The organism is Marinobacter manganoxydans MnI7-9, from assembly GCF_000235625.1.
GTDB classification, from domain to species: Bacteria; Pseudomonadota; Gammaproteobacteria; order Pseudomonadales; family Oleiphilaceae; genus Marinobacter; species Marinobacter manganoxydans.
Map to the genome: position 1 here is coordinate 71112 of NZ_AGTR01000055.1, position 22026 is coordinate 93137.

At 56.2% G+C, this 22026-nt stretch carries 16 protein-coding genes; 13 read left to right on the top strand and 3 right to left on the bottom strand.

The genetic code is table 11. The features are described 5' to 3' along the window. Nucleotides 1-57: 57 nt before the first annotated feature. On the bottom strand, nucleotides 58-273 hold the full coding sequence (locus KYE_RS13650; RefSeq protein WP_008174365.1) for a hypothetical protein: 216 nt from the start codon (nucleotides 271-273) through the stop codon (nucleotides 58-60). Nucleotides 274-423: 150 nt separating this feature from the next. On the opposite strand from KYE_RS13650, the gene fadB reads away from it, so the two are divergent. The 3 genes from fadB to topA all read left to right on the top strand — a co-directional run bounded on the left by fadB (nucleotide 424) and on the right by topA (nucleotide 6695). Continuing rightward, entirely contained in the window at nucleotides 424-2571 is a 2148-nt protein-coding gene (gene fadB, locus KYE_RS13655; RefSeq protein WP_008174367.1) for a fatty acid oxidation complex subunit alpha FadB, read from the top strand. 33 nt (nucleotides 2572-2604) lie between these two features. Next, nucleotides 2605-3780 carry an acetyl-CoA C-acyltransferase FadA gene (fadA, locus tag KYE_RS13660; RefSeq protein WP_008174369.1) on the top strand — a complete coding sequence of 392 codons (1176 nt, stop codon included), beginning with the start codon at nucleotides 2605-2607 and terminating at the stop codon, nucleotides 3778-3780. A 272-nt stretch (nucleotides 3781-4052) separates the two neighbouring features. Further along, on the top strand, nucleotides 4053-6695 hold the full coding sequence (gene topA / locus KYE_RS13665; RefSeq protein ID WP_008174370.1) for a type I DNA topoisomerase: 2643 nt from the start codon (nucleotides 4053-4055) through the stop codon (nucleotides 6693-6695). Between the two features lie 60 nt (nucleotides 6696-6755). Here topA and KYE_RS13670 read toward each other — a convergent pair whose 3' ends face one another. Both KYE_RS13670 and gltA read right to left on the bottom strand, forming a co-directional pair. Beyond that, the gene (locus KYE_RS13670; protein WP_008174372.1) at nucleotides 6756-7628 is read right to left on the bottom strand and encodes an NAD(P)-dependent oxidoreductase; all 873 of its coding nucleotides are present in this window, start codon (nucleotides 7626-7628) and stop codon (nucleotides 6756-6758) included. A 116-nt stretch (nucleotides 7629-7744) separates the two neighbouring features. Continuing rightward, entirely contained in the window at nucleotides 7745-9019 is a 1275-nt protein-coding gene (gene gltA, locus KYE_RS13675) for a citrate synthase (RefSeq protein WP_008174375.1), read from the bottom strand. Nucleotides 9020-9496: 477 nt separating this feature from the next. Here gltA and sdhC point away from each other — a divergent pair, with 477 nt between their 5' ends. From sdhC to KYE_RS13725, 10 genes are all read left to right on the top strand, one after another. Further along, complete coding sequence (gene sdhC, locus KYE_RS13680; protein ID WP_008174377.1) at nucleotides 9497-9871, top strand: succinate dehydrogenase, cytochrome b556 subunit; 375 nt, start codon at nucleotides 9497-9499, stop codon at nucleotides 9869-9871. Next, a complete protein-coding gene (sdhD, locus tag KYE_RS13685; RefSeq protein WP_008174380.1) occupies nucleotides 9865-10209 on the top strand; it encodes a succinate dehydrogenase, hydrophobic membrane anchor protein in 345 nt (114 codons plus the stop codon). The genes sdhC and sdhD overlap by 7 nt, the downstream gene beginning before the upstream one ends. A gap of 3 nt (nucleotides 10210-10212) precedes the next feature. Continuing rightward, entirely contained in the window at nucleotides 10213-11985 is a 1773-nt protein-coding gene (gene sdhA, locus KYE_RS13690) for a succinate dehydrogenase flavoprotein subunit (RefSeq protein WP_008174382.1), read from the top strand. Nucleotides 11986-11999: 14 nt separating this feature from the next. Continuing rightward, nucleotides 12000-12704 carry a succinate dehydrogenase iron-sulfur subunit gene (locus KYE_RS13695; RefSeq protein ID WP_008174383.1) on the top strand — a complete coding sequence of 235 codons (705 nt, stop codon included), beginning with the start codon at nucleotides 12000-12002 and terminating at the stop codon, nucleotides 12702-12704. A gap of 312 nt (nucleotides 12705-13016) precedes the next feature. Next, the gene (locus KYE_RS13700) at nucleotides 13017-15854 is read left to right on the top strand and encodes a 2-oxoglutarate dehydrogenase E1 component (protein ID WP_008174385.1); all 2838 of its coding nucleotides are present in this window, start codon (nucleotides 13017-13019) and stop codon (nucleotides 15852-15854) included. Between the two features lie 25 nt (nucleotides 15855-15879). Further along, nucleotides 15880-17109: a 2-oxoglutarate dehydrogenase complex dihydrolipoyllysine-residue succinyltransferase gene (gene odhB, locus KYE_RS13705; protein WP_008174387.1), complete on the top strand. Its 1230-nt coding sequence runs from the start codon at nucleotides 15880-15882 to the stop codon at nucleotides 17107-17109. Between the two features lie 35 nt (nucleotides 17110-17144). After that, nucleotides 17145-18587 carry a dihydrolipoyl dehydrogenase gene (lpdA, locus tag KYE_RS13710; RefSeq protein ID WP_008174390.1) on the top strand — a complete coding sequence of 481 codons (1443 nt, stop codon included), beginning with the start codon at nucleotides 17145-17147 and terminating at the stop codon, nucleotides 18585-18587. 36 nt (nucleotides 18588-18623) lie between these two features. Beyond that, nucleotides 18624-19790 (top strand): ADP-forming succinate--CoA ligase subunit beta, encoded by a 1167-nt coding sequence (gene sucC, locus KYE_RS13715; RefSeq protein ID WP_008174392.1) that lies wholly within the window; start codon nucleotides 18624-18626, stop codon nucleotides 19788-19790. Next, entirely contained in the window at nucleotides 19790-20662 is an 873-nt protein-coding gene (gene sucD, locus KYE_RS13720) for a succinate--CoA ligase subunit alpha (RefSeq protein ID WP_008174394.1), read from the top strand. Before sucC ends, sucD begins: the two co-directional genes overlap by 1 nt. Nucleotides 20663-20782: 120 nt before the next feature. After that, the gene (locus KYE_RS13725; protein WP_075267709.1) at nucleotides 20783-21997 is read left to right on the top strand and encodes a tryptophan--tRNA ligase; all 1215 of its coding nucleotides are present in this window, start codon (nucleotides 20783-20785) and stop codon (nucleotides 21995-21997) included. Nucleotides 21998-22026 lie beyond the last annotated feature (29 nt).

Genomic DNA, 22026 nt, shown 5'->3' on the forward strand with positions numbered 1-22026 from the left:
GTAATGCGGTTTTATTCTTGTGGACCAAAGTCGTAGATCGAAGGTAAAGTAACTCCGTCAGCCAATCAAGCAGTTTTGGCGGCGGTGGAGCCCGTAAATGTAAATAACTTTGAAATTTGCGTGACGAAGTTCCGGTTTTTTCTGAGCAGTGGCTTCCAGTTCACTGAAACATAACAATTCCGCTCCAATTTTCTTCGGTTGCCCCCGGTATTTCGGGGACTTTTGCAGCCCTCCCGAAAGAAACAAATTGACAAATGCGCCGTTTTTTTTCATCGTGTGCCCTCACGATTCAAACGACTGTATGAATTTTTGGATCGGATGATCGGGCAGTGACCGAAATCTCGCTGCACAAACAGCCGCGCCGGTAAATCAAAAGTACCGCCCGGTTGGAAGCAGTTCCAAACACAGACTGGAGATCAGTTGATGATTTACGAAGGTAAAGCCATCACGGTTAAAGAGATCGAAGGCGGGATCGCTCAGTTGAACTTCGACTTGCAGGGCGAGTCAGTAAACAAGTTCAACCGTCTTACTATTGAAGAGCTCCGCGCCGCGACTGACGCACTGAAAGCGCAGAAGAACCTGAAGGGTCTGGTAGTCACCAGCTCCAAGGACAGCTTCATTGTTGGTGCCGACATTACCGAATTCACCGAGCTTTTTGCAGGCTCGGAAGAGGATCTGGTAGCCAACAACCTCAAGGCCAACGAAGTCTTCAACGCTGTTGAAGATCTGCCGTTCCCCACCGTTACCGCGATCAACGGTATGGCGCTGGGTGGCGGTTTCGAAATGTGTCTTGCAACCGACTACCGCGTGATGGACAAGAAGGCCAAGGTTGGTCTTCCGGAAGTGAAGCTTGGCATCTTCCCGGGCTTTGGCGGTACCGTGCGTCTGTCCCGTCTGGTCGGCGTGGACAATGCCGTCGAGTGGATCAGCGGTGGTACCGAGAACCGTGCTGATGTCGCTCTGAAAGTCGGCGCTGTCGATGCCGTGCTCGAGTCCGACAAGCTGGTCGATGCTGCTGTTGCCATTATTAACCAGTGCAACGAAGGAAAGCTGGACCACGAAGCCCGTCGTGAAGAGAAGAAGGGCAAGATCAAGCTCAATGCCATGGAAAGCATGATGGCATTCGAGATTTCCAAGGCGTTTGTTGCCGGCAAGGCTGGCAAGAACTACCCGGCTCCTGTCGAGGCCATCAAGGTCATGCAGAAGCATGCCGGCATGACCCGCGACAAGGCAATCGAAGTCGAAGCCAAAGGCTTCGCCAAGATGGCCAAGACCAATGTGGCGGCCTGCCTGGTTGGCCTGTTCCTGAACGATCAGGAATTGAAGAAGAAGGCCAAGGCCTGGGAAAAAGAAGCTAACGACGTGAACCTGGCTGCCGTTCTCGGTGCCGGTATCATGGGTGGTGGTGTTGCATTCCAGTCTGCCCTGAAAGGCACGCCGATCATCATGAAGGACATCAACCAGGACGGCATCGCCCTGGGTCTGAAAGAAGCCAAGAAGCTTCTGTCCAAGCGTGTTGAAAAAGGAAAGATGAAGCCGGATCAGATGGCCGACGTGCTCAACAGCATCACGCCGACCCTGAACTATGGCGACTTCAAGAATGTAGACCTGGTGGTTGAAGCGGTTGTTGAAAACCCGAAGGTGAAAGATGCGGTTCTGCGTGAAACCGAAGATGCGGTTCGCGAGGACACCATCCTGACCTCCAACACCTCGACGATTTCCATCGACCTGCTGGCCAAGAACCTGAAACGTCCGGAAAACTTCTGCGGCATGCACTTCTTCAACCCGGTGCACATGATGCCGCTGGTTGAGGTAATCCGTGGCGAGAAGACCAGTGATCGCGCCATTGCAACCACGGTGGCCTACGCCAAGGCCATGGGCAAGACCCCGATCGTTGTAAACGATTGCCCGGGCTTCCTGGTCAACCGTGTTCTGTTTCCGTACTTCGGCGGCTTTATCGGCCTGGTACGTGACGGTGCCGACTTCCAGCACGTTGACAAGGTTATGGAAAAGTTCGGCTGGCCCATGGGTCCTGCGTACCTGCTGGACGTGGTCGGCATGGATACCGGCAAGCACGCTGGCGAAGTAATGGCAGACGGCTTCCCGGATCGGATGAAGCACGAAGGTACAACCGCCATTGACGTAATGTTCGATAACAACCGTTACGGACAGAAGAACGACAAGGGCTTCTACAAGTATGAACTGGACCGCAAGGGCAAGCAGAAGAAGGTTGTTGACGAAGAGACCTACAAGCTGCTCGAGCCTGTTGTTCAGGGTAAGAACGAGTTCAGCGAAGAAGACATCATCGCCCGTATGATGATTCCTCTTTGCCTGGAAACCGTTCGCTGCCTGGAAGACGGCATTGTCGAAGATCCGGCAGATGCTGATATGGGCCTGATTTTCGGTATCGGCTTCCCGCCGTTCCGTGGTGGTGCCCTGCGCTATATCGACGATATGGGTGTAGACAAGTTCGTCGAACTGGCAGACAAGTTTGCAGACCTTGGTCCTCTTTATCACCCGACCGAGAAGCTGCGTGAAATGGCCAAGACTGGCAAAAAGTTCTTTGGCTAACCCTGAACGAGATTTCCGAACGGAGAAAGATCTATGAGCCTTAATCCGAGAGACGTTGTCGTCGTCGATTGCGTGCGGACTCCGATGGGTCGTGCCAAAAACGGTTGTTTCCGGAACGTGCGTGCAGAGACCCTGTCCGCCAATCTGATCGAAGCACTGTTTGAGCGCAACCCGAAGCTCGACCCGAAAGAAGTTGAAGATGTTATCTGGGGCTGTGTAAACCAGACCAAGGAGCAGGGCTTCAACGTGGCGCGTCAGATTTCCCTGCTGACCCGCATTCCCCACGAGTCTGCCGCTCAGACCGTGAACCGCCTGTGTGGCTCTGCCATGAGCGCGATTCACACTGCAGCCCAGGCCATCATGACCGGCAACGGTGATGTGTTCTTCGTGGGTGGTGTTGAGCACATGGGGCACGTACCCATGACCGAAGGCTTCGACCACAACCCGGCTGCGTCCAAGTACTCCGCAAAAGCGTCCAACATGATGGGCCTGACCGCGGAAATGCTGGCCAAGATGCACGGGATTACCCGTGAGCAGCAGGACGAGTTCGGCGCTCGGTCCCACCGTCTGGCCCATGAAGCGACCGTAGAAGGTCGTTTCAAGAACGAAATCGTGCCCATTGAAGGTCACGACGAGAACGGCTTCAAGGTGCTGATCGAGGAAGACGAGACCATTCGTCCCGAGACCACGGCCGAGTCCCTGAGCCAGCTCAAGCCGGCGTTCGATCCGAAGAACGGTACCGTAACAGCCGGTACGTCTTCCCAGCTGACCGACGGTGCGGCAGCGATGGTGCTGATGTCTGCAGAGCGTGCAGAGGCACTTGGTCTCAAGCCGATTGCCAAGGTCCGCAGCATGGCCGTTGCCGGCTGTGATCCCGCGATCATGGGTTACGGCCCGGTGCCGGCCACTAAGAAAGCCCTGAAGCGCGCAGGCCTGAAAGTCGAGGATATCGACTTCTGGGAACTGAACGAGGCTTTCGCCGGCCAGTCCCTGCCTGTCCTGAAGGACCTGAAACTTCTGGGCGTTATGGAAGAAAAAGTGAACCTGAACGGCGGCGCGATTGCCCTGGGCCATCCGCTGGGCTGCTCTGGTGCACGTATCTCTACAACCCTGCTGAATGTAATGCAGGCCAAAGGCGGTAAGCTTGGTGTTTCCACCATGTGTATCGGTCTGGGCCAGGGCATTGCAACGGTCTGGGAGCGTCTGTAATCCAGTAACCGGATTGCATTTCGCGGTTTCAGAAGGCCCGGCAAATGCCGGGCCTTTCTGTTTCAGCAGGCGGGCCCAACAGGGTTCCCGAATGTGAAAAAAAGCAGGATTGAAACCAAAGAATGGGTTGTCTTGCTATTCTTGACCCTGTAAAACAGTGAGCCTATACAAAATAGCGGCGTATTTGTGTTTTCTAGCCGACTGATTTTACAGCGAGTTTACGGTTTGCTGATTTATTGACCGATTTATCGCCAAGGATACAGAACTCCGATATGGGTAAAAGTCTCGTAATTGTCGAGTCACCAGCGAAAGCGAAGACCATCAACAAGTACCTGGGCTCTGACTTCATCGTCAAATCGAGCGTCGGGCACATTCGTGATCTTCCCGTCAGTGGCAGCGGATCCCAGTCCGATCCCAAAGAGCGTGCCAAGCAGGCTGCTATCACCCGGAAGATGAGCCCTGAAGAGAAGGCGGTTCATAAAAAGCGCAAGTCCCGCGAGCAGCTAGTTGCCCGGATGGGTGTCGACCCGGACCAGGATTGGAGTGCCCGTTACGAGATCCTTCCCGGCAAAGAGAAGGTGGTCAGCGAACTCAAGCGTTTGGCCAAATCAGCTGACCATATCTATCTGGCAACGGATTTGGACCGTGAAGGGGAGGCTATCGCCTGGCACCTTCAGCAGACCATTGGTGGCGAACCAGAGAAGTACCGGCGCGTGGTGTTCAACGAAATCACCAAGCGTGCGATTCAGGAAGCGTTCAAGGATCCAGGCACTCTCGACAATAACCGGGTTAACGCACAGCAGGCCCGTCGCTTCCTCGACCGGGTTGTTGGCTATATGGTGTCGCCCCTGCTTTGGGCCAAACTTGCCCGCGGCCTCTCCGCCGGCCGTGTTCAATCCGTTGCGGTGCGGCTGATAGTCGAGCGTGAACGTGAAATTCGGAAGTTCGTTCCGGAGGAGTTCTGGCAGTTGCACGCCGATCTGGCGTCTGCCAAGGCCGATCAACCGGTTCGTTTCGAGGTGACTCGCCACGAGGACAAGCCCTATCGTCCGGTCAATGAGCAGCAGAGCAGTGACCACGTCAGCCGGCTGAAGGCGGGTACGTTCAAGGTTGCCAAGCGGGAAGACAAGCCGACCCGTTCGCGGCCGTCCGCGCCGTTTATTACGTCTACGCTGCAGCAGGCTGCCAGTAACCGGATGGGGTTCAGCGTCAAGAAGACGATGATGCTGGCCCAGCGTCTTTATGAGGCCGGTTTCATTACCTACATGCGTACGGACTCGACCAATCTGAGTCAGGATGCGATCAACAGTTGCCGTGCGTACATCGAAAAGCAGTTCGGCGACAAATACCGGCCCGAAAAGCCCCGTGTCTACGGCAGCAAAGAGGGCGCCCAGGAGGCGCACGAGGCCATTCGCCCAACCGAAGTCAGCCGTCGTCCGGCGGATATCAGTGGCCTTGAGAAGGATGCCGAGAAGCTCTACGACCTCATATGGCGTCAGTTTATTGCCTGTCAGATGTCCGACGCCGAATTCCTGAGTACGTCCATCGTGGTGGCCAACGGCGATTATGAACTCCGTACCCGGGGTCGGATCATCAAATTCGATGGCTTCCTGAAGGCAGCACCCCAGGCCGCCAAGAAAGACGAAGACATTGCTCTGCCTGACATTAAGGTGGATGAAGTGCTGGATCTCAAGAAACTGGATCCTACGCAGCACTTTACCAAGCCGGCGCCCAGGTACACCGAGGCGAGCCTGGTCAAAGAGCTCGAAAAGCAGGGCATTGGCCGTCCGTCGACCTACGCATCGATTATTTCCACGATTCAGGATCGCGGCTATGTGAGGCTGCAGAACCGTCGGTTCTACGCCGAGAAGATGGGCGAGATCGTTACCGAGCGCCTGTCGGAATCTTTTCCGAACCTGATGGACTTCGATTTCACCGCGAGGATGGAAGATGAGCTCGACGAGATTGCCGAGGGCGATGTCGAGTGGAAGAAAGTCCTGAATGACTTTTACGGTCGGTTCCGGCAGCAGCTGGAAAAAGCCGAGAGTGGTGAAGACGGCGGCATGAGGGCCAACACGCCGACTGAAACGGACATTCCATGCCCGAGCTGTGGCCGGAACATGCAGATCCGGGTTGCCAGCACTGGTGTTTTCCTGGGTTGCTCTGGCTATTCCTTGCCACCGAAAGAGCGTTGCAAGACTACCATTAACCTCGTGTCCGGTGATGAGGTTGTCAGCGCCGACGATGACGTCGAGGGTGAGGGCGAAACCCGTCTGCTGCGCAAGAAACGTCGCTGCCCCAAGTGTGGCACCGCCATGGACAGCTACCTGGTGGACGAAACCCGCAAGCTGCATGTTTGCGGTAACAATCCGGATTGCTCTGGCTACGAGGTGGAAAAGGGCACCTTCCGCATCAAGGGCTACGATGGGCCGACTCTTGAGTGCGATAAGTGTGGCTCCGAGATGCAGCTTAAAACCGGGCGTTTTGGCAAGTATTTCGGATGCACCAATGCCGAGTGCAAGAATACCCGCAAGTTGCTGAAAAATGGCGAGCCCGCTCCGCCCAAAATGGACCCGGTGCCAATGCCCGAGCTCCAATGTCAGAAAGTCGATGATACTTACGTTCTCAGGGACGGTGCGTCCGGTTTATTCCTGGCTGCCAGCAAATTCCCGAAAAACCGGGAAACGCGGCCACCGCTGGTGATGGAGATTAAACCGCACCGCAAGGAGATTGATCCGAAGTACGATTACCTGATGGATGCGCCCGAGCGTGACCCCGAGGGTAATCCGACGGTGATTCGCTACAGCCGTAAGAGCAAGGAGCAGTACGTCATGTCTGAAAAGGATGGCAAGGCGACGGGCTGGTCTGCGTGGTATGTGAACGGTAAGTGGCAACCACAGGACAAGAAAAAGTAACGTCTGCTGGTTTCCGGGGTCGTGGGCTGATTGCCGTCAAACGACCCCGGATTCAATACCTTAGCGGAATTTCCTCAGTCTCTGTATGAGAGATGAGGTATCCCACCGTTTACCGCCCATCGACTGGACATCCGCATAGAATTGATCGACCAGTGCGGTCACCGGCAGAGACGCATTCACTTTTCTCGCCTCCTCAAGGCAAATCCCGAGGTCCTTGCGCATCCAGTCAACGGCGAAGCCGTGTTCGAACTCTCCTGCAATCATGGTTCCCGAGCGGTTTTCCATTTGCCAGGATTGGGCTGCGCCTTTTGAAATCACGTCCACCACTTTCGCCACATCCAGTTCAGCCTGCTCGGCAAAGTGCAGGGCCTCTGAAAGCCCCTGGACGAGACCGGCAATCGCGATCTGGTTCACCATCTTGGTTTTCTGGCCACTGCCAGCCGGGCCCATTCGATTGAGTGCCCGCGCATAGTGCTCCATAACCGGCTCGGCTTTCGCATAGTCCTGTTCCGAGCCGCCGCACATGATGGTCAGTTTGCCGTTTTCAGCGCCTTGCTGGCCGCCGGATACAGGCGCGTCTACAAATCCCATGTTGTTTTTGCTGGCAGCTTCAGCGAGATACTCGGCAATGCCGGCAGAAGCCGTAGTGTGATCGACCAGCACAGCGCCTTCAGAGGCATTGGCGAGAATACCTTCATCACCCTCGTAAACGGCCATAAGATCGGTATCGGCCCCAACACAGGTCAAAACAATATCCGCGCCCCTCACGGCCTCAGCAATGGTGGTGCAGCTGGTTCCCGAGTATTCGCTTGCCCACTGCTCGGCTTTGGCATTGGTCCGGTTCCAGACCCTGACGTCGAGCCCCGCCTTCGCCAGGTGGCCGGCCATCGGGTAACCCATGACGCCCAGGCCGATAAATGCTGCTTTAGTCATCGCTTTCTCCTCTTATGTTTTTATCGGGTTAACTTAGCACATAAGGGCAGGGCAGCACGCAATAAAAAAGGCCGCTGAATCAGCGGCCTTTACGTGTTTTACCCGGCAAGTCAGACTTATTTGGCCGGATAATCCCGGGAATCCGAGCCGGTGTAGAGCTGACGCGGACGGCCGATGCGATAGTCGCCGCTTACCATTTCGTTCCAGTGCGAGAACCAGCCAATGGTACGCGACAGAGCGAAGATAACGGTGAACATCGACGTCGGGATTCCGATTGCCTTGAGGATCAGGCCGGAATAGAAATCCACGTTGGGGTAGAGCTTGCGCTTGACGAAGTATTCGTCTTCCAGCGCGATCTTCTCGAGACGCTGGGCGATCTTCAGCAGCGGGTCGTTTTCCAGGCCCAGCTCGGTCAGCACTTCGTGGGCAGTTTCAGCCATTACTTTGGCGCGCGGGTCGAAGTTCTTGTATACCCGGTGGCCGAAGCCCATCAGGCGGAACGGATCGTCTTTGTCCTTGGCCTTGGCAATGAATTTCTCGATGTTGGATTCATCGCCGATCTCGGCCAGCATGTCCAGAACCGCTTCGTTGGCGCCGCCGTGAGCGGGTCCCCACAGAGCCGCGATGCCGGAGGCAATGCAGGCGTAGGGGTTGGCGCCGGTAGAGCCGGCCAGGCGCACCGTAGACGTTGAGGCGTTCTGTTCATGATCCGCGTGCAGGATGAAAATCTTGTCCATGGCCTTGGCCAGGATCGGGTTCGGCTTGTACTCCTCGCAAGGAACGCCAAACATCATCTGCAGGAAGTTCTCGGAGTACGAGAGGTCGTTACGCGGATAAATGAAAGGTTGGCCAATGGCGTACTTGTAACACCAGGCGGCAATGGTCGGCATCTTTGCAATCAGGCGATGCGCGGTAATTTCCCGCTGCTCCTGGCTGGCAACGTCCATCTCGCCGTGGTAGAAGGCGGACAGAGCGCCGACTACACCACACATGATCGCCATCGGGTGTGCATCACGACGGAAACCCTGGAAGAAGTTCCGCATCTGGTCGTGGAGCATGGTGTGGTTTTTGATGGTGTCGTGGAACTTCTGGTTTTCCTCGGCGCTCGGGAGTTCGCCGTGAAGGAGGAGGTAGCAGACTTCAAGGTAGTCAGAATGTTCGGCCAGTTGCTCAATCGGGTAGCCGCGGTGCAGGAGAACGCCGTTTGCTCCGTCGATGTAGGTAATGGCCGATTCGCAGGCTGCTGTGGATACGAATCCGGGATCGTATGTGAAAACGCCTTCCTGGACTAGGCCTCGTACGTCGATAACGTCAGGGCCGACGGTGCCTGAATAAACCGGTAGCTCAATGGACTTGTCCCCCACCGAGAGCGTGGCTTTCCTGTCGGTCATGGTGCTCTCCTATTTATCAGCTTTGACAGCTTTATCTACAGTTATAGATGCGCTAGAAGGCGCGTATTATCGCAAAACTGGCGGCAAAATATAGGGCGTTGGCTTTTTTTGTCAATGGAAGAGTCGGGAAAACCCATAATTTGACATTGGCTGTAAATCAGGGATATCCCGAATGACAACGGATTCGGGCAGGAAAAGGATTTGTCAATCCTCCTTATAGCTGGCTTAACCCCCTGAAATACGCGGCCTGAGCGACGTTGCACGTTTGTAATTGGTTAGGGTACTCCTTATAATCCCTAGCCCGGAATCGGGGATAAACCTTTTCCCGCTGCCTGTAAATAGCGGGTTGCCGGTGAGGTTTCCTCCCTTCTGAGCCAATCGTGTGCCGGTTTCGTATCTGCACGCCGATCCTTACATACCAACCATCCGCATCCGGTTTTCCGGTCCCGCGGAACCAAGAGAGAGTGTGAGAGCGCTGTGAATAGCAAACGACCAGTAAATCTCGATCTCGGCAAGTTTCATTTTCCGCTGCCAGCCATTACGTCCATATTGCACCGTATCAGCGGCATCATCATTTTTGTTGGTGTTGCGTTCATGCTTTACGGACTTCAGCTTTCCCTGTCCGGGGAAGAGGGCTTCAGTCGCGTCAATGAACTGCTGGACAGCTTCCTTGCCAAGCTGATTATCTGGGGCATCTTGTCTGCTCTGTTGTACCACCTGGTTGCGGGTATCAAGCACCTGTTCATGGATGTGGGCATTGGTGAAGAGCTCGAGAGCGGCCGCCTCGCCTCGAAGATCACGGTTGTGGTTTCCGTCATTCTCATCGTTCTGGCAGGAGTCTGGGTATGGTAAATAGCGTCACGAACCTGGGTCGCAGTGGTGTCTTCGACTGGCTGATCCAGAGGGTAACTGCCTACGTACTTGCTTTGTATACAATTTTCCTGCTCGGTTATATGTTGACGACCGATGTTAACTACGACACCTGGAACGCGTTGTTTGACCAGACCTGGTTTCGCATCTTTACCCTGATGGCATTGCTGTCAATTGGCGCTCACGCCTGGGTAGGGCTCTGGACAGTGACCACGGACTACATCAAGGCCATGGGTCCCAGGTTTATCGTGCAGGCAGCTTGTGGGCTGACCATGTTCGTATATGTGGTTTGGGGCATTCAGATTCTTTGGGGGCTTTAATCGATGGCTAATATCAAGACCATGTCTTTTGACGCGATTGTTATCGGTGGTGGCGGGTCCGGCATGCGTGCCGCGCTTCAGCTGACCGAATCCGGCGTCAATACCGCGTGTATCACCAAGGTTTTCCCCACGCGGTCTCATACGGTCTCTGCGCAGGGCGGTATTACCTGTGCTATTGCCAGTGCTGATCCGAACGACGACTGGCGCTGGCACATGTATGACACGGTAAAAGGCTCGGACTACATTGCCGACCAGGATGCCGTCGAGTACATGTGTTCTGTAGGCCCTCAGGCGGTGTTCGAGCTTGAGCACATGGGTCTTCCTTTCTCCCGTACCGAGCAGGGTCGTATCTATCAGCGTCCTTTCGGTGGCCAGTCCAAGGGCCCGGATAACCCGACTCAGGCAGCTCGTACCTGTGCAGCTGCCGACCGTACCGGTCACGCGCTTCTGCATACCCTGTATCAGGCCAACATCAAGGGCGGCACAACGTTCCTGAACGAGTGGTACGCGGTTGATCTCGTCAAGAACAGCAAGGACGAAGTCGTTGGTGTGGTCGCCATCGAAGTCGAGACCGGCGAAGTTGCTTACATCAAGTCCAAGGCAACCGTTCTGGCTACCGGTGGCGCGGGTCGTATCTACGCCTCCACAACAAACGCCCTGATCAATACGGGCGATGGTATCGGCATGGCGCTGCGCGCCGGTTTCCCGATGCAGGACATGGAGATGTGGCAGTTCCATCCGACCGGCATCTACGGTGCTGGCACGCTGGTGACCGAAGGTTGCCGGGGTGAGGGTGGTTATCTGATCAACGCCGAGGGCGAGCGTTTCATGGAGCGCTATGCGCCGAACGCGAAAGACCTGGCAGGCCGGGACGTTGTTGCCCGCGCCATGGTTATCGAGATCCTGGAAGGTCGTGGCTGTGGTCCCGACAAGGATCACGTGCTGCTGAAGCTTGATCATCTGGGCGAAGAAACCCTGAACCTGCGTTTGCCGGGCATCTGTGAGCTGTCCCGCACCTTTGCACACGTTGATCCGGTGAAAGAGCCGATCCCGGTTGTTCCGACCTGTCACTACATGATGGGCGGTATTCCGACCAACGTTGGTGGCCAGGCGCTGACCCAGGACGAGAATGGCAAGGACAAGCCGATCCCCGGGCTGTTCGCCTGTGGTGAAGCAGCCTGTGTATCGGTACACGGTGCCAACCGTCTGGGTGGTAACTCTCTGCTGGATCTGGTGGTCTTCGGTCGCGCAGCGGGTCTGCACATCGAGGAGCAGCTTCGTGGCGGCTTTGAAGTGGACGGTGCCAGCGAAGACGACATCAAACGCGCGATGGCGCGGCTTGACCGCCTGAACAACGCCTCCGAAGGCGAGAGTGTTGCGGAAGTTCGGAAAGATCTCCAGAACTGTATGCAGCTGTACTTCGGTGTATTCCGTGACGGCAAGAGCATGGAAGAGGGTCTCAAGAAGCTGGAAGCCATTGGTGAGCGCGTTCGCAACACCAAGCTGGCTGATACCAGCAACGCCTTTAACACTGCTCGTATCGAGGCGCTCGAACTGGACAACCTTTATGAGGTTGCCCTGTCCACAGCGATTTCCGCGTTCGAGCGTAAGGAAAGCCGTGGTGCCCACGCCAGGAACGATTTCACCGAGCGTGATGACGAGAACTGGCTCAAGCACTCCATGTACTTCCCGCTGGAAAAGCGTGTGGGCAAGCGTGATGTGAACTTTGCACCGAAGACGGTGGACAAGTTCGAGCCGAAGGTCCGGACTTACTAAGGGGGATTCCGAAAATGTTAGTAAGCCTTTATCGTTATAACCCGGAGACCGACAACGCGCCTTATATGCAGGACGTGGATGTCGAAATTCCGGAAGGCAAGGATCTCATGGTTCTTGACGTGCTGAACCTGGTCAAAGAGCGGGATCCTTCAATGGCCTATCGCCGTTCCTGTCGGGAGGGCGTTTGTGGCTCCGACGGCATGAACATGAACGGCAAGAATGGGCTGGCCTGTATCACGCCTGTTTCCCAGGTGGTGAAGGGCGATAAGCTGGTTCTGCGCCCGCTGCCGGGCCTGCCGGTTATTCGTGATCTGGTTGTAGATATGAGTCTTTTCTATAAGCAGTACGAAAAGGTCATGCCGTACCTGATTAACGACAAGCCTGCGCCTGCGATCGAGCGGCTGCAGTCTCCGGAAGACCGCCAGAAGCTGGACGGCCTGTACGAGTGTATTCTCTGTGCCTGCTGCTCCACGTCCTGCCCGTCGTTCTGGTGGAACCCTGACAAGTTTATCGGTCCTGCCGGCCTGCTTCAGGCCTACCGTTTCCTGGCTGACAGCCGGGATACAGCCCAGGAAGAGCGACTTGCCAACCTTGATGACCCGTTCAGCGTATTCCGTTGCCGGGGCATCATGAACTGTGTAAGTGTCTGCCCGAAAGGCCTGAACCCCACAAGGGCTATCGGCCACATTCGGAATCTTCTGCTGCAAAGGGCTACTTAAGCAGCAGGATTTGCGACAGACGCTATACTGTTCTGATCAGGTTAGTACCCGGAAGGCCTCGCAAGTTTGCGGGGCCTTCAACCAAAGGCTTATAGTCAAAGGTCTTACCCGGGTGCACACTACGCAAGCCGTGGCGGGAACTTATAAAGTTTTCTCCCTGTTTTGCTGAGTATAAAAACCACCGGGGAATGGAAAACATCCATGTCGGGTGTGGTGGCCAAAGTCGATCCCGTAAAAACCCGTATTGACTGAGAAATACCCCTGGCCGACCATATCGGGCTCCCCGCACCAGCCCAAGGTGAGCTATTCAAGATGCACGAAAGCATAATGGAGCAGTTATGGCAGACTTCCCACCTCCAGGGTGGAAATCTCGCCTATGTTGAACAGCTTTTTGAAACCTACCTGACAGACCCCAACGCCGTTCCCGAAGAGTGGCGCAGCTATTTCGACAAGCTTCCCAGTGTCGATGGCTACAAGGGCCGTGACATTGTCCACTCTTCCATCCGCGAACAGTTTGAACACATTTCCCGCAATCAGCGTTTTCTTGCCAGCGGCGGCGTTCCCGCAAGCGCCACGTCTGATGCGGACAAGAAGCAGATTCGTGTTCTCCAGCTGATCAACGCCTATCGCTTCCGCGGTCATCAGGAAGCGAAGCTGGACCCGCTCGGTGTATGGCAGCGTCCCCGGGTCGAAGACCTCGATCCCGAATTTCATGAGCTATCCGACTCTGACAGGGATCTCGAATTCCAGACCGGCTCCCTGAACCTTGGCTCCGAGACCATGAAGCTCGGAGACATTGTCGATGGCCTGCGCCAGACCTATTGCGAAAGCATCGGTGCCGAATACATGCACGTGGTGGATACCCGCATCAAGCGTTGGTTCCAGCAGCGCATGGAGCCGGTTCGTTCACGCCCGGCATACGAAGATAACACCCGTAAGCATATCCTTGAGCGCCTGACGGCCGCCGAAGGCCTCGAGAAGTACCTGGGGTCCCGCTACCCCGGCGTAAAGCGGTTCGGCCTTGAGGGTGGCGAGAGTCTGATCCCATGTCTTGACGAGCTGATTCAGCGTGCCGGCTCCTATGGTGCCAAGGAAATCGTCCTGGGTATGGCTCACCGTGGCCGCCTCAACGTTCTGGTAAACACCCTGGGCAAAAATCCGCGGGAGCTTTTCGACGAATTCGAGGGCAAGAAGCTCGCAGATTCTGGCTCCGGTGATGTGAAGTACCACCAGGGCTTCTCATCCAACGTGATGACGCCGGGTGGCGAAGTTCACCTGGCAATGGCGTTTAACCCGTCACACCTTGAAATCGTTTCTCCGGTTGTTGAGGGCTCTGTCCGGGCTCGTCAAACCCGCCGTAACGACAATGAGGGCACCAAGGTCGTTCCGATTATCATGCACGGCGACGCAGCATTTGCCGGCCAGGGCGTGGTGATGGAAACCTTCCAGATGTCCCAGACCCGCGGCTTCGGCGTTGGTGGCACCATTCATATCGTGATCAACAACCAGGTTGGTTTTACCACCAGCAAGCAGGAAGATGCGCGATCCACGGAATACTGTACCGACGTTGCCAAGATGATCCAGGCGCCGATTCTGCATGTGAATGCGGATGACCCTGAAGCGGTCATGTTCGTGACACAGATGGCGATGGATTATCGCAACGAATTCAAGAACGACGTGGTGATCGATCTGGTCTGCTATCGTCGTCGTGGTCACAACGAAGCGGACGAGCCGGCAGCAACCCAGCCGGTCATGTACGAGAAAATCCGCAAGCTGAAGACCACCCGCAACCTGTACGTGGATCAATTGGTGGAAGCCGGTGTTATCACCGAGGAAGAAGCCAAGCAGATGGAGAACGACTACCGTGACGCCCTGGATAATGGCGAGCACGTGGTCAAATCCCTGGTCAAAGAGCCCAACAAAGAGCTCTACGTTGACTGGACTCCTTACCTCGGCCACGAGTGGACAGCCAAGTGCAAGTCCAGCGTTGCGCTGAAGACGATCCAGAAGCTGGGCAAGAAACTGACCTCGGTCCCTGAAGGTTTCAGTATCCAGCGTCAGGTCTCCAAGATTGTTTCCGACCGCGAAAAAATGACCGCCGGCGCCCTGCCTATCAACTGGGGCTACGGTGAAGTCATGGCGTATGCGACGCTGTTGGACGAGGGTCACCCAATCCGCCTTACGGGGCAGGATATTGGCCGTGGCACGTTCTCTCACCGCCATGCCGTCCTTCACAACCAGAAAGATGGCTCGACCCATATTGCTCTGGCGGAATTGTCGGAAGATCAGCCCAAGTTCGAAATTTACGACTCGCTGCTGTCGGAAGAAGCCGTAATGGCGTTCGAGTACGGCTACGCCACTACCGCGCCTGATGGCCTTGTGGTCTGGGAAGCGCAGTTCGGCGATTTTGCCAATGGCGCCCAGGTTGTAATCGACCAGTTCCTGACCAGTGGTGAGCACAAGTGGGGACGCCTTTGTGGTCTGACCCTTCTGCTGCCCCATGGTTACGAAGGGCAGGGGCCAGAGCACAGCTCGGCGCGCCTCGAGCGTTTCCTGCAACTGAGTGCAGAGCATAATATCCAGGTTTGCGTGCCGACCACGCCTTCCCAGGTATTCCATATGCTGCGGCGCCAGGTAAAACGCCCGTTGCGCAAGCCGTTGGTAGCCATTACGCCCAAGAGCCTGCTGCGGCACAAGGAAGCGACGTCTGATCTTGATGATCTGACCAGTGGTACTTTCAAGACGGTGCTGCCCGAGAAAGAACCGTCCGATCCGAAGAAGGTCACCCGTCTGATCCTGTGCTCAGGCAAGGTGTATTTCGATCTGCTTGAAAAGAAGAAGTCGGACGAGCGTGATGACGTGGCCATTGTCCGGATCGAACAGCTGTATCCTTTCCCCGGAGACGATCTTGACGAGCTCTTGAGCGAGTACTCCAAGCTCAAGCACGTCGTCTGGTGTCAGGAAGAGCCGATGAACCAGGGTGCCTGGTACTGCAGCCAGCATCACATGCGTAATGCGCTGCACCGCCTGAACCCCAAGCTGTACCTTCAGTATGCCGGTCGTGACGCTTCGGCTGCTCCTGCCTGTGGCCATATGTCGGTCCACATTGAAGAGCAGAAGAAACTGGTTAACGACGCGTTTGAAATTTGACGAGCTACCGAACTAAGGATCTGTAATGTCAACTGAGATTAAAGCCCCCGTTTTCCCGGAGTCGGTCGCGGAAGGTACTGTCGCGACCTGGCACAAACAGCCGGGTGAAGCCTGCTCCCGTGACGAGCTGATTGTCGATATCGAGACCGACAAGGTTGTTCTTGAGGTCGTTGCGCCTGCTGACGGCGTGATTGAGGAAATCATCAAGAACGAAGGCGATACCGTTGAAAGTGGTGAGGTAGTCGGCAAGTTCAAGGAAGGCGCCAAGGGCGAATCCAAGCCTGCCGAGGGTAAGAAAGAAGAAAGCAAGGAAGAGGCTCCGAAGGAAGAAGCCAAGAGCGAGGCATCTTCCGGCGAAGCCATCCTGAGCCCGGCGGCCCGAAAGCTGGCTGAGGAAAATAACGTCGATCCGAACAGCATCAAGGGTACCGGCAAAGATGGCCGCGTAACCAAGGAAGACGTTCAGAACCACTTAGACAGTGCCAAGTCCTCCGGTGGTGCTGCCGCACCCCAGCCTGCGGCTGGTATGCCGGAAGTCAACGTCAGCCAGGGCGAACGTCCCGAGAAGCGCGTACCGATGACCCGCCTGCGTGCGAGCATCGCCAAGCGACTGGTTAATGCCCAGCAGAGCGCAGCCATGCTGACCACCTTTAACGAGGTGAACATGGGGCCGATCATGGAGATGCGCAAGCAGTACCAGGACAGCTTTGTGAAGCGTCACGGTATCAAGCTTGGCTTCATGTCGTTCTTCACCAAGGCTGCCACCGAAGCCCTGAAGCGCTTCCCGGCGGTGAACGCGTCCATCGATGGTAACGACATGGTGTATCACGGTTACCAGGACATCGGCGTGGCGGTTTCCACCGATCGCGGCCTGGTGGTTCCGGTTCTGCGTGATTCCGACGCCATGGGCCTGGCCGACATCGAGAAGAAGATCGTCGAGTACGGCACCAAGGCGAAAGAAGGCAAACTGGCCATTGAAGACATGACCGGCGGTACCTTCACAATTACCAACGGCGGTATCTTCGGTTCGCTGATTTCCACACCGATCCTGAACCCGCCGCAGACAGCCATCCTGGGCATGCACAAGATCCAGGAGCGTCCGATGGCCGTGAACGGCAAGGTGGAAATTCAGCCGATGATGTACCTGGCGCTTTCTTACGACCACAGAATGATTGATGGTAAGGAAGCGGTGCAGTTCCTCGTTGCCATCAAGGAAATGCTTGAAGACCCGGCACGTATTCTGCTGGACGTCTGAGCCGACATTTAACGAATCGGAAACGGGATAAAAGTATGTCTGATAAGTACGACGTCATTGTCATTGGTGCAGGCCCCGGGGGCTACGTAGCTGCCATCAAAGCGGCACAGCTGGGTCTCAAGACCGCGTGTGTCGAGTCCTGGACTTCAGAAGACGGTAAGGCACAGGTGCTCGGTGGCACCTGCCTGAACGTTGGTTGCATCCCCTCCAAGGCGCTGCTGGAGATTTCCCACAAGTTTGAGGAATCCAGCCACGATTTCGAGATGCAGGGCATCATCGCCAAGGATGTCAAAATGGACATCGGCAAGATGATGGAGCGCAAGAGCGGCATCGTTAAGCAGCTGACCGGCGGTATCGCAGGCTTGTTCAAGTCCAACGGCGTGACTTCCATCCATGGCCACGGCAAATTGCTGGCCAACCGCAAGGTGGAAGTAACCGACAAGGACGGCAAGTCGAAGACCTACGAAGCCGAAAACATCATTCTGGCCACCGGTTCCAAGCCGATCCAGATTCCGCCCGCACCCTTCGACGGCGAATACATCGTGGATTCCGAGGGTGCCCTCGAGTTCACCGAGGTGCCGAAGCGCCTGGGTGTGATTGGTGCCGGCGTTATCGGCCTGGAACTCGGCAGTGTCTGGGCCCGCCTGGGCGCGGAAGTCACCGTTCTGGAAGCCCAGGACACCTTCCTGCCGGCCGTTGACCAGCAGGTAGCAAAAGATGCCCTGAAACAGTTCCAGAAGCAGGGACTGAACATCGTCATGGGTGCGCGTATGACTGGCGCGGAAGTAAAGCGCAAGCTGGTGAACGTGAACTACGAGGATTCCAAGGGCAAGCACGAAGCCAAGTTCGACAAGCTGATCGTGGCTGTTGGTCGTCGACCCTACACCGACAACCTGTTGTCGGAAGATTCCGGCGTCCAGATGGATGAGCGCGGCTTCATCTTTGTTGATGACAACTGTAAAACCGAAGCCCCGGGTGTCTGGGCGATCGGTGACGTGGTTCGTGGACCCATGCTGGCCCACAAGGCGTCTGAAGAAGGCATCATGGTTGCGGAGCGTATTGCCGGGCACAAGCCTCAGGTGAACTACGACTGCATCCCGAACGTTGTCTACACCTTCCCGGAAGTTGCCTGGGTTGGCAAAACCGAAGAGCAGATGAAGGCAGAAGGTGAAGAGTACAACGTAGGTACCTTCCCGTTTGCGGCCAACGGTCGTGCAATGGCTGCAAACTCGGCGTCCGGTCTGGTCAAGATCATTGCTGACGCAAAAACTGACCGCATTGTCGGTTTCCATGTAGTTGGTCCCCAGGCCTCTGAAATCGTTGCCCAGGGCGTAATCGCCATGGAATTCGGTTCCAGCGCCGAAGATCTGGCCCTGACCTGTTTTGCACATCCGACTCTGTCCGAGTCCGTGCATGAAGCAGCTCTGGCCGTCGGTGGTGGCGCGATCCACATCGCCAACCGCCGCAAGAAGAAGTAACGCAAACCAGGAATTTTTTAATTCGGGACATTAACTATGAATTTGCATGAATATCAGGGCAAACAGCTTTTCGCTGAATATGGCCTGCCAGTATCCAAGGGCATTGCCTGTGATACTCCGAAGGAAGCTGTAGACGCAGCTGGTGAAATCGGCGGTGATGCATGGGTTGTGAAAGCCCAGGTTCACGCAGGTGGCCGTGGTAAGGCTGGCGGTGTAAAGCTGGTCAAGAGCAAAGAAGAGATCCGTGAGTTTGCCGAGAAGTGGCTGGGCCAGAACCTGGTAACCTACCAGACAGATGAAAACGGCCAGCCGGTGAGCAAGATCCTGGTTGAATCCCTCACCGACATCGACCAGGAGCTTTACCTGGGCGCGGTTGTTGACCGTGGCACTCGCCGCATCGTGTTCATGGCCTCCACCGAAGGTGGTGTTGAGATCGAGAAGGTTGCCGAAGAAACGCCCGAGAAGATCCTGAAAGCCGAAATCGACCCGCTGGTTGGCGCTCAGCCGTACCAGGGCCGCGAGCTCGCGTTCAAACTGGGCCTGGAAGGCAAGCAGATCGGTCAGTTCACCAAGATCTTCGTTGGTCTGGCCAAGCTGTTCGAAGAGTGCGATCTGGCACTGGTAGAAATCAACCCGCTGGTTATTACCCCGGCTGGTGATCTGCACTGCCTGGACGCCAAAGTCGGCGTCGACGGCAACGCACTGTACCGCCAGAAAAAGATCCACGAGATGCACGATCCCTCCCAGGAAGATTCCCGGGAAGCGGAAGCGGCCAAGTGGGAGCTCAACTACGTGGCCCTGGAAGGCAACATCGGCTGCATGGTCAACGGTGCCGGCCTGGCCATGGGTACCATGGACATCATCAAGCTGTCCGGCGGCCAGCCTGCCAACTTCCTGGACGTTGGCGGCGGTGCAACCAAGGAGCGTGTTTCCGAGGCATTCAAGATCATCCTGTCTGACTCCAATGTGAAGGCGGTTCTGGTCAACATCTTCGGTGGTATCGTTCGCTGCGACATGATTGCAGAGGGCATCATCGGTGCCGTGAAGGAAGTCGGCGTCAAGGTTCCTGTTGTGGTTCGCCTTGAAGGCAACAACGCGGAGAAGGGTACTCAGGTACTCGCCGAGAGCGGTCTGAACATCATTGCCGCTACCAGTCTGTCGAATGCGGCAGAGCAAGTTGTTAAAGCCGCAGGGGGTAAATAATGAGCATCCTGATTAACAAAGACACCAAGGTTATCTGTCAGGGCTTTACCGGCGCACAGGGCACCTTCCACTCAGAGCAGGCGATCGCCTACGGCACCAAGATGGTTGGTGGCGTCAGCCCCGGCAAGGGCGGTACCGAGCATCTGGGTCTGCCGGTGTTCAACACCGTGCGTGACGCCGTTGAAGCAACCGGCGCTGAAGCTACCGTTATCTACGTACCTGCGCCGTTCTGTAAGGACGCCATCATCGAAGCGGCGGATGCCGGCATTCAGCTGATCGTATGTATCACTGAAGGTATCCCTACTATCGATATGCTGTACGCCAAAGAATACGTGGATCGCAAAGGCGTTCGCATGATTGGTCCGAACTGCCCGGGTGTTATCACTCCGGACGAGTGCAAGATCGGCATCATGCCTGGCCACATCCACAAGAAGGGCAAGGTTGGCATCGTGTCCCGTTCAGGCACCCTGACTTACGAAGCGGTCAAGCAGACCACTGACTTCGGCTACGGTCAGTCCACCTGTATCGGTATCGGTGGTGACCCGATCCCGGGCTCCAACTTCATCGACATTCTGGCCCTGCTCGAGAAAGATCCCGAGACAGAAGCCATTGTGATGATTGGCGAGATCGGCGGTACCGCCGAGGAAGAAGCTGCGGCCTACATCAAGCAGAACGTCTCCAAGCCGGTGGTTTCCTACATCGCTGGTGTTACTGCGCCTCCGGGCAAGCGCATGGGCCATGCCGGCGCCATCATCTCCGGTGGCAAGGGTACAGCAGACGATAAGTTTGCTGCCCTGGAAGACGCTGGTGTTCGCACCGTACGCAGTCTGGCCGAGATCGGTCAGGCCCTGAAGGAAGTCACTGGCTGGTAAGCTGGCCTTCTTTCAGTAAAAACCCCCGTTTCTGCCCTGCAGAGCGGGGGTTTTTTATTTATAATGACGGGTCGCCTGAACTATGATGGCGGTTCCAATACCAAATAAGGAGTTCGTGCTTTGAGTTCTGTAGATTCCCAGCAAAGGGTTTTGTCCGGCATGCGTCCGACCGGCAAGCTTCACCTTGGCCACTACCACGGTGTGCTGAAAAACTGGGTTAAACTCCAGCATGAATTCGAATGTTTTTTCTTTGTGGCGGACTGGCACGCGCTCACCACCAACTACGATGACCCCTCCGGCATTGAACAAAGCGTCTGGGATATGGTCATTGATTGGCTGGCGGCCGGTGTGAACCCGGGCTCGTCCACGATGTTTATCCAGTCGCAGGTGCCCGAGCACGCCGAACTGCATCTGCTGCTCTCGATGATCACGCCCCTCGGGTGGCTGGAACGCGTGCCGACGTTCAAGGATCAGCAGGAGAAGCTGCGGGAGAAGGATCTGGCGACCTACGGGTTCCTGGGTTACCCGCTGCTTCAGAGTGCAGATATTCTGGTTTACCGGGCAGGAAAAGTGCCTGTTGGTGCGGATCAGGTTTCCCACGTTGAAATCACCAGGGAAATCGCGCGCCGGTTCAACCACATCTATGGTCGCGAGCCAGGCTTTGAAGAGCAGGCGGAAGGTGCCATCGTGAAGATGGGCAAGAAAAACGCCAAGCTCTATCGCAATCTCAAGAGGCGTTACCAGGAAGAGGGCGACATGGACGCCCTGGAAACGGCCCGTGCTCTGTTGAAAGAACAACAGAATATCTCCCTGGGCGATCGTGAGCGTCTTTACGGTTACATTGAAGGTGGCGGTAAGGTGATTTTGCCGGAGCCCCAACCGCTGCTGACGCCGGAATCCAAGTTGCCGGGGCTGGATGGGCAGAAAATGTCCAAGTCCTACAACAACTATATCGGTCTGCGGGAAGAGCCGGACAGCGTAGCCCAGAAGGTTCGCACCATGCAGACCGACCCCCAACGGGTCCGGCGCACCGATGCGGGTGAGCCCGAAAAGTGCCCGGTGTGGGGAATGCACAAGATCTATTCCGATGCTGACACTCAGGAGTGGGTGCAGACCGGTTGTCGCAGTGCCGGCATCGGTTGCCTGGATTGCAAGAAGCCGTTGATTGACGCGATTGTCGAGGAGCAGCGTCCGCTCCACGAACGCGCGCGGGAGTATGAGGGCAATCCGGATCTGGTTCATTCCATTCTCCAGGAAGGTCGCGAACACGCCCGTGACGCCGCCCGCGACACCCTGGAGGAAGTCCGGGCCGCCATGGGGCTTCATTACCGTTGAATCCGCAGGAGTCGGTGCCACGAGCATAC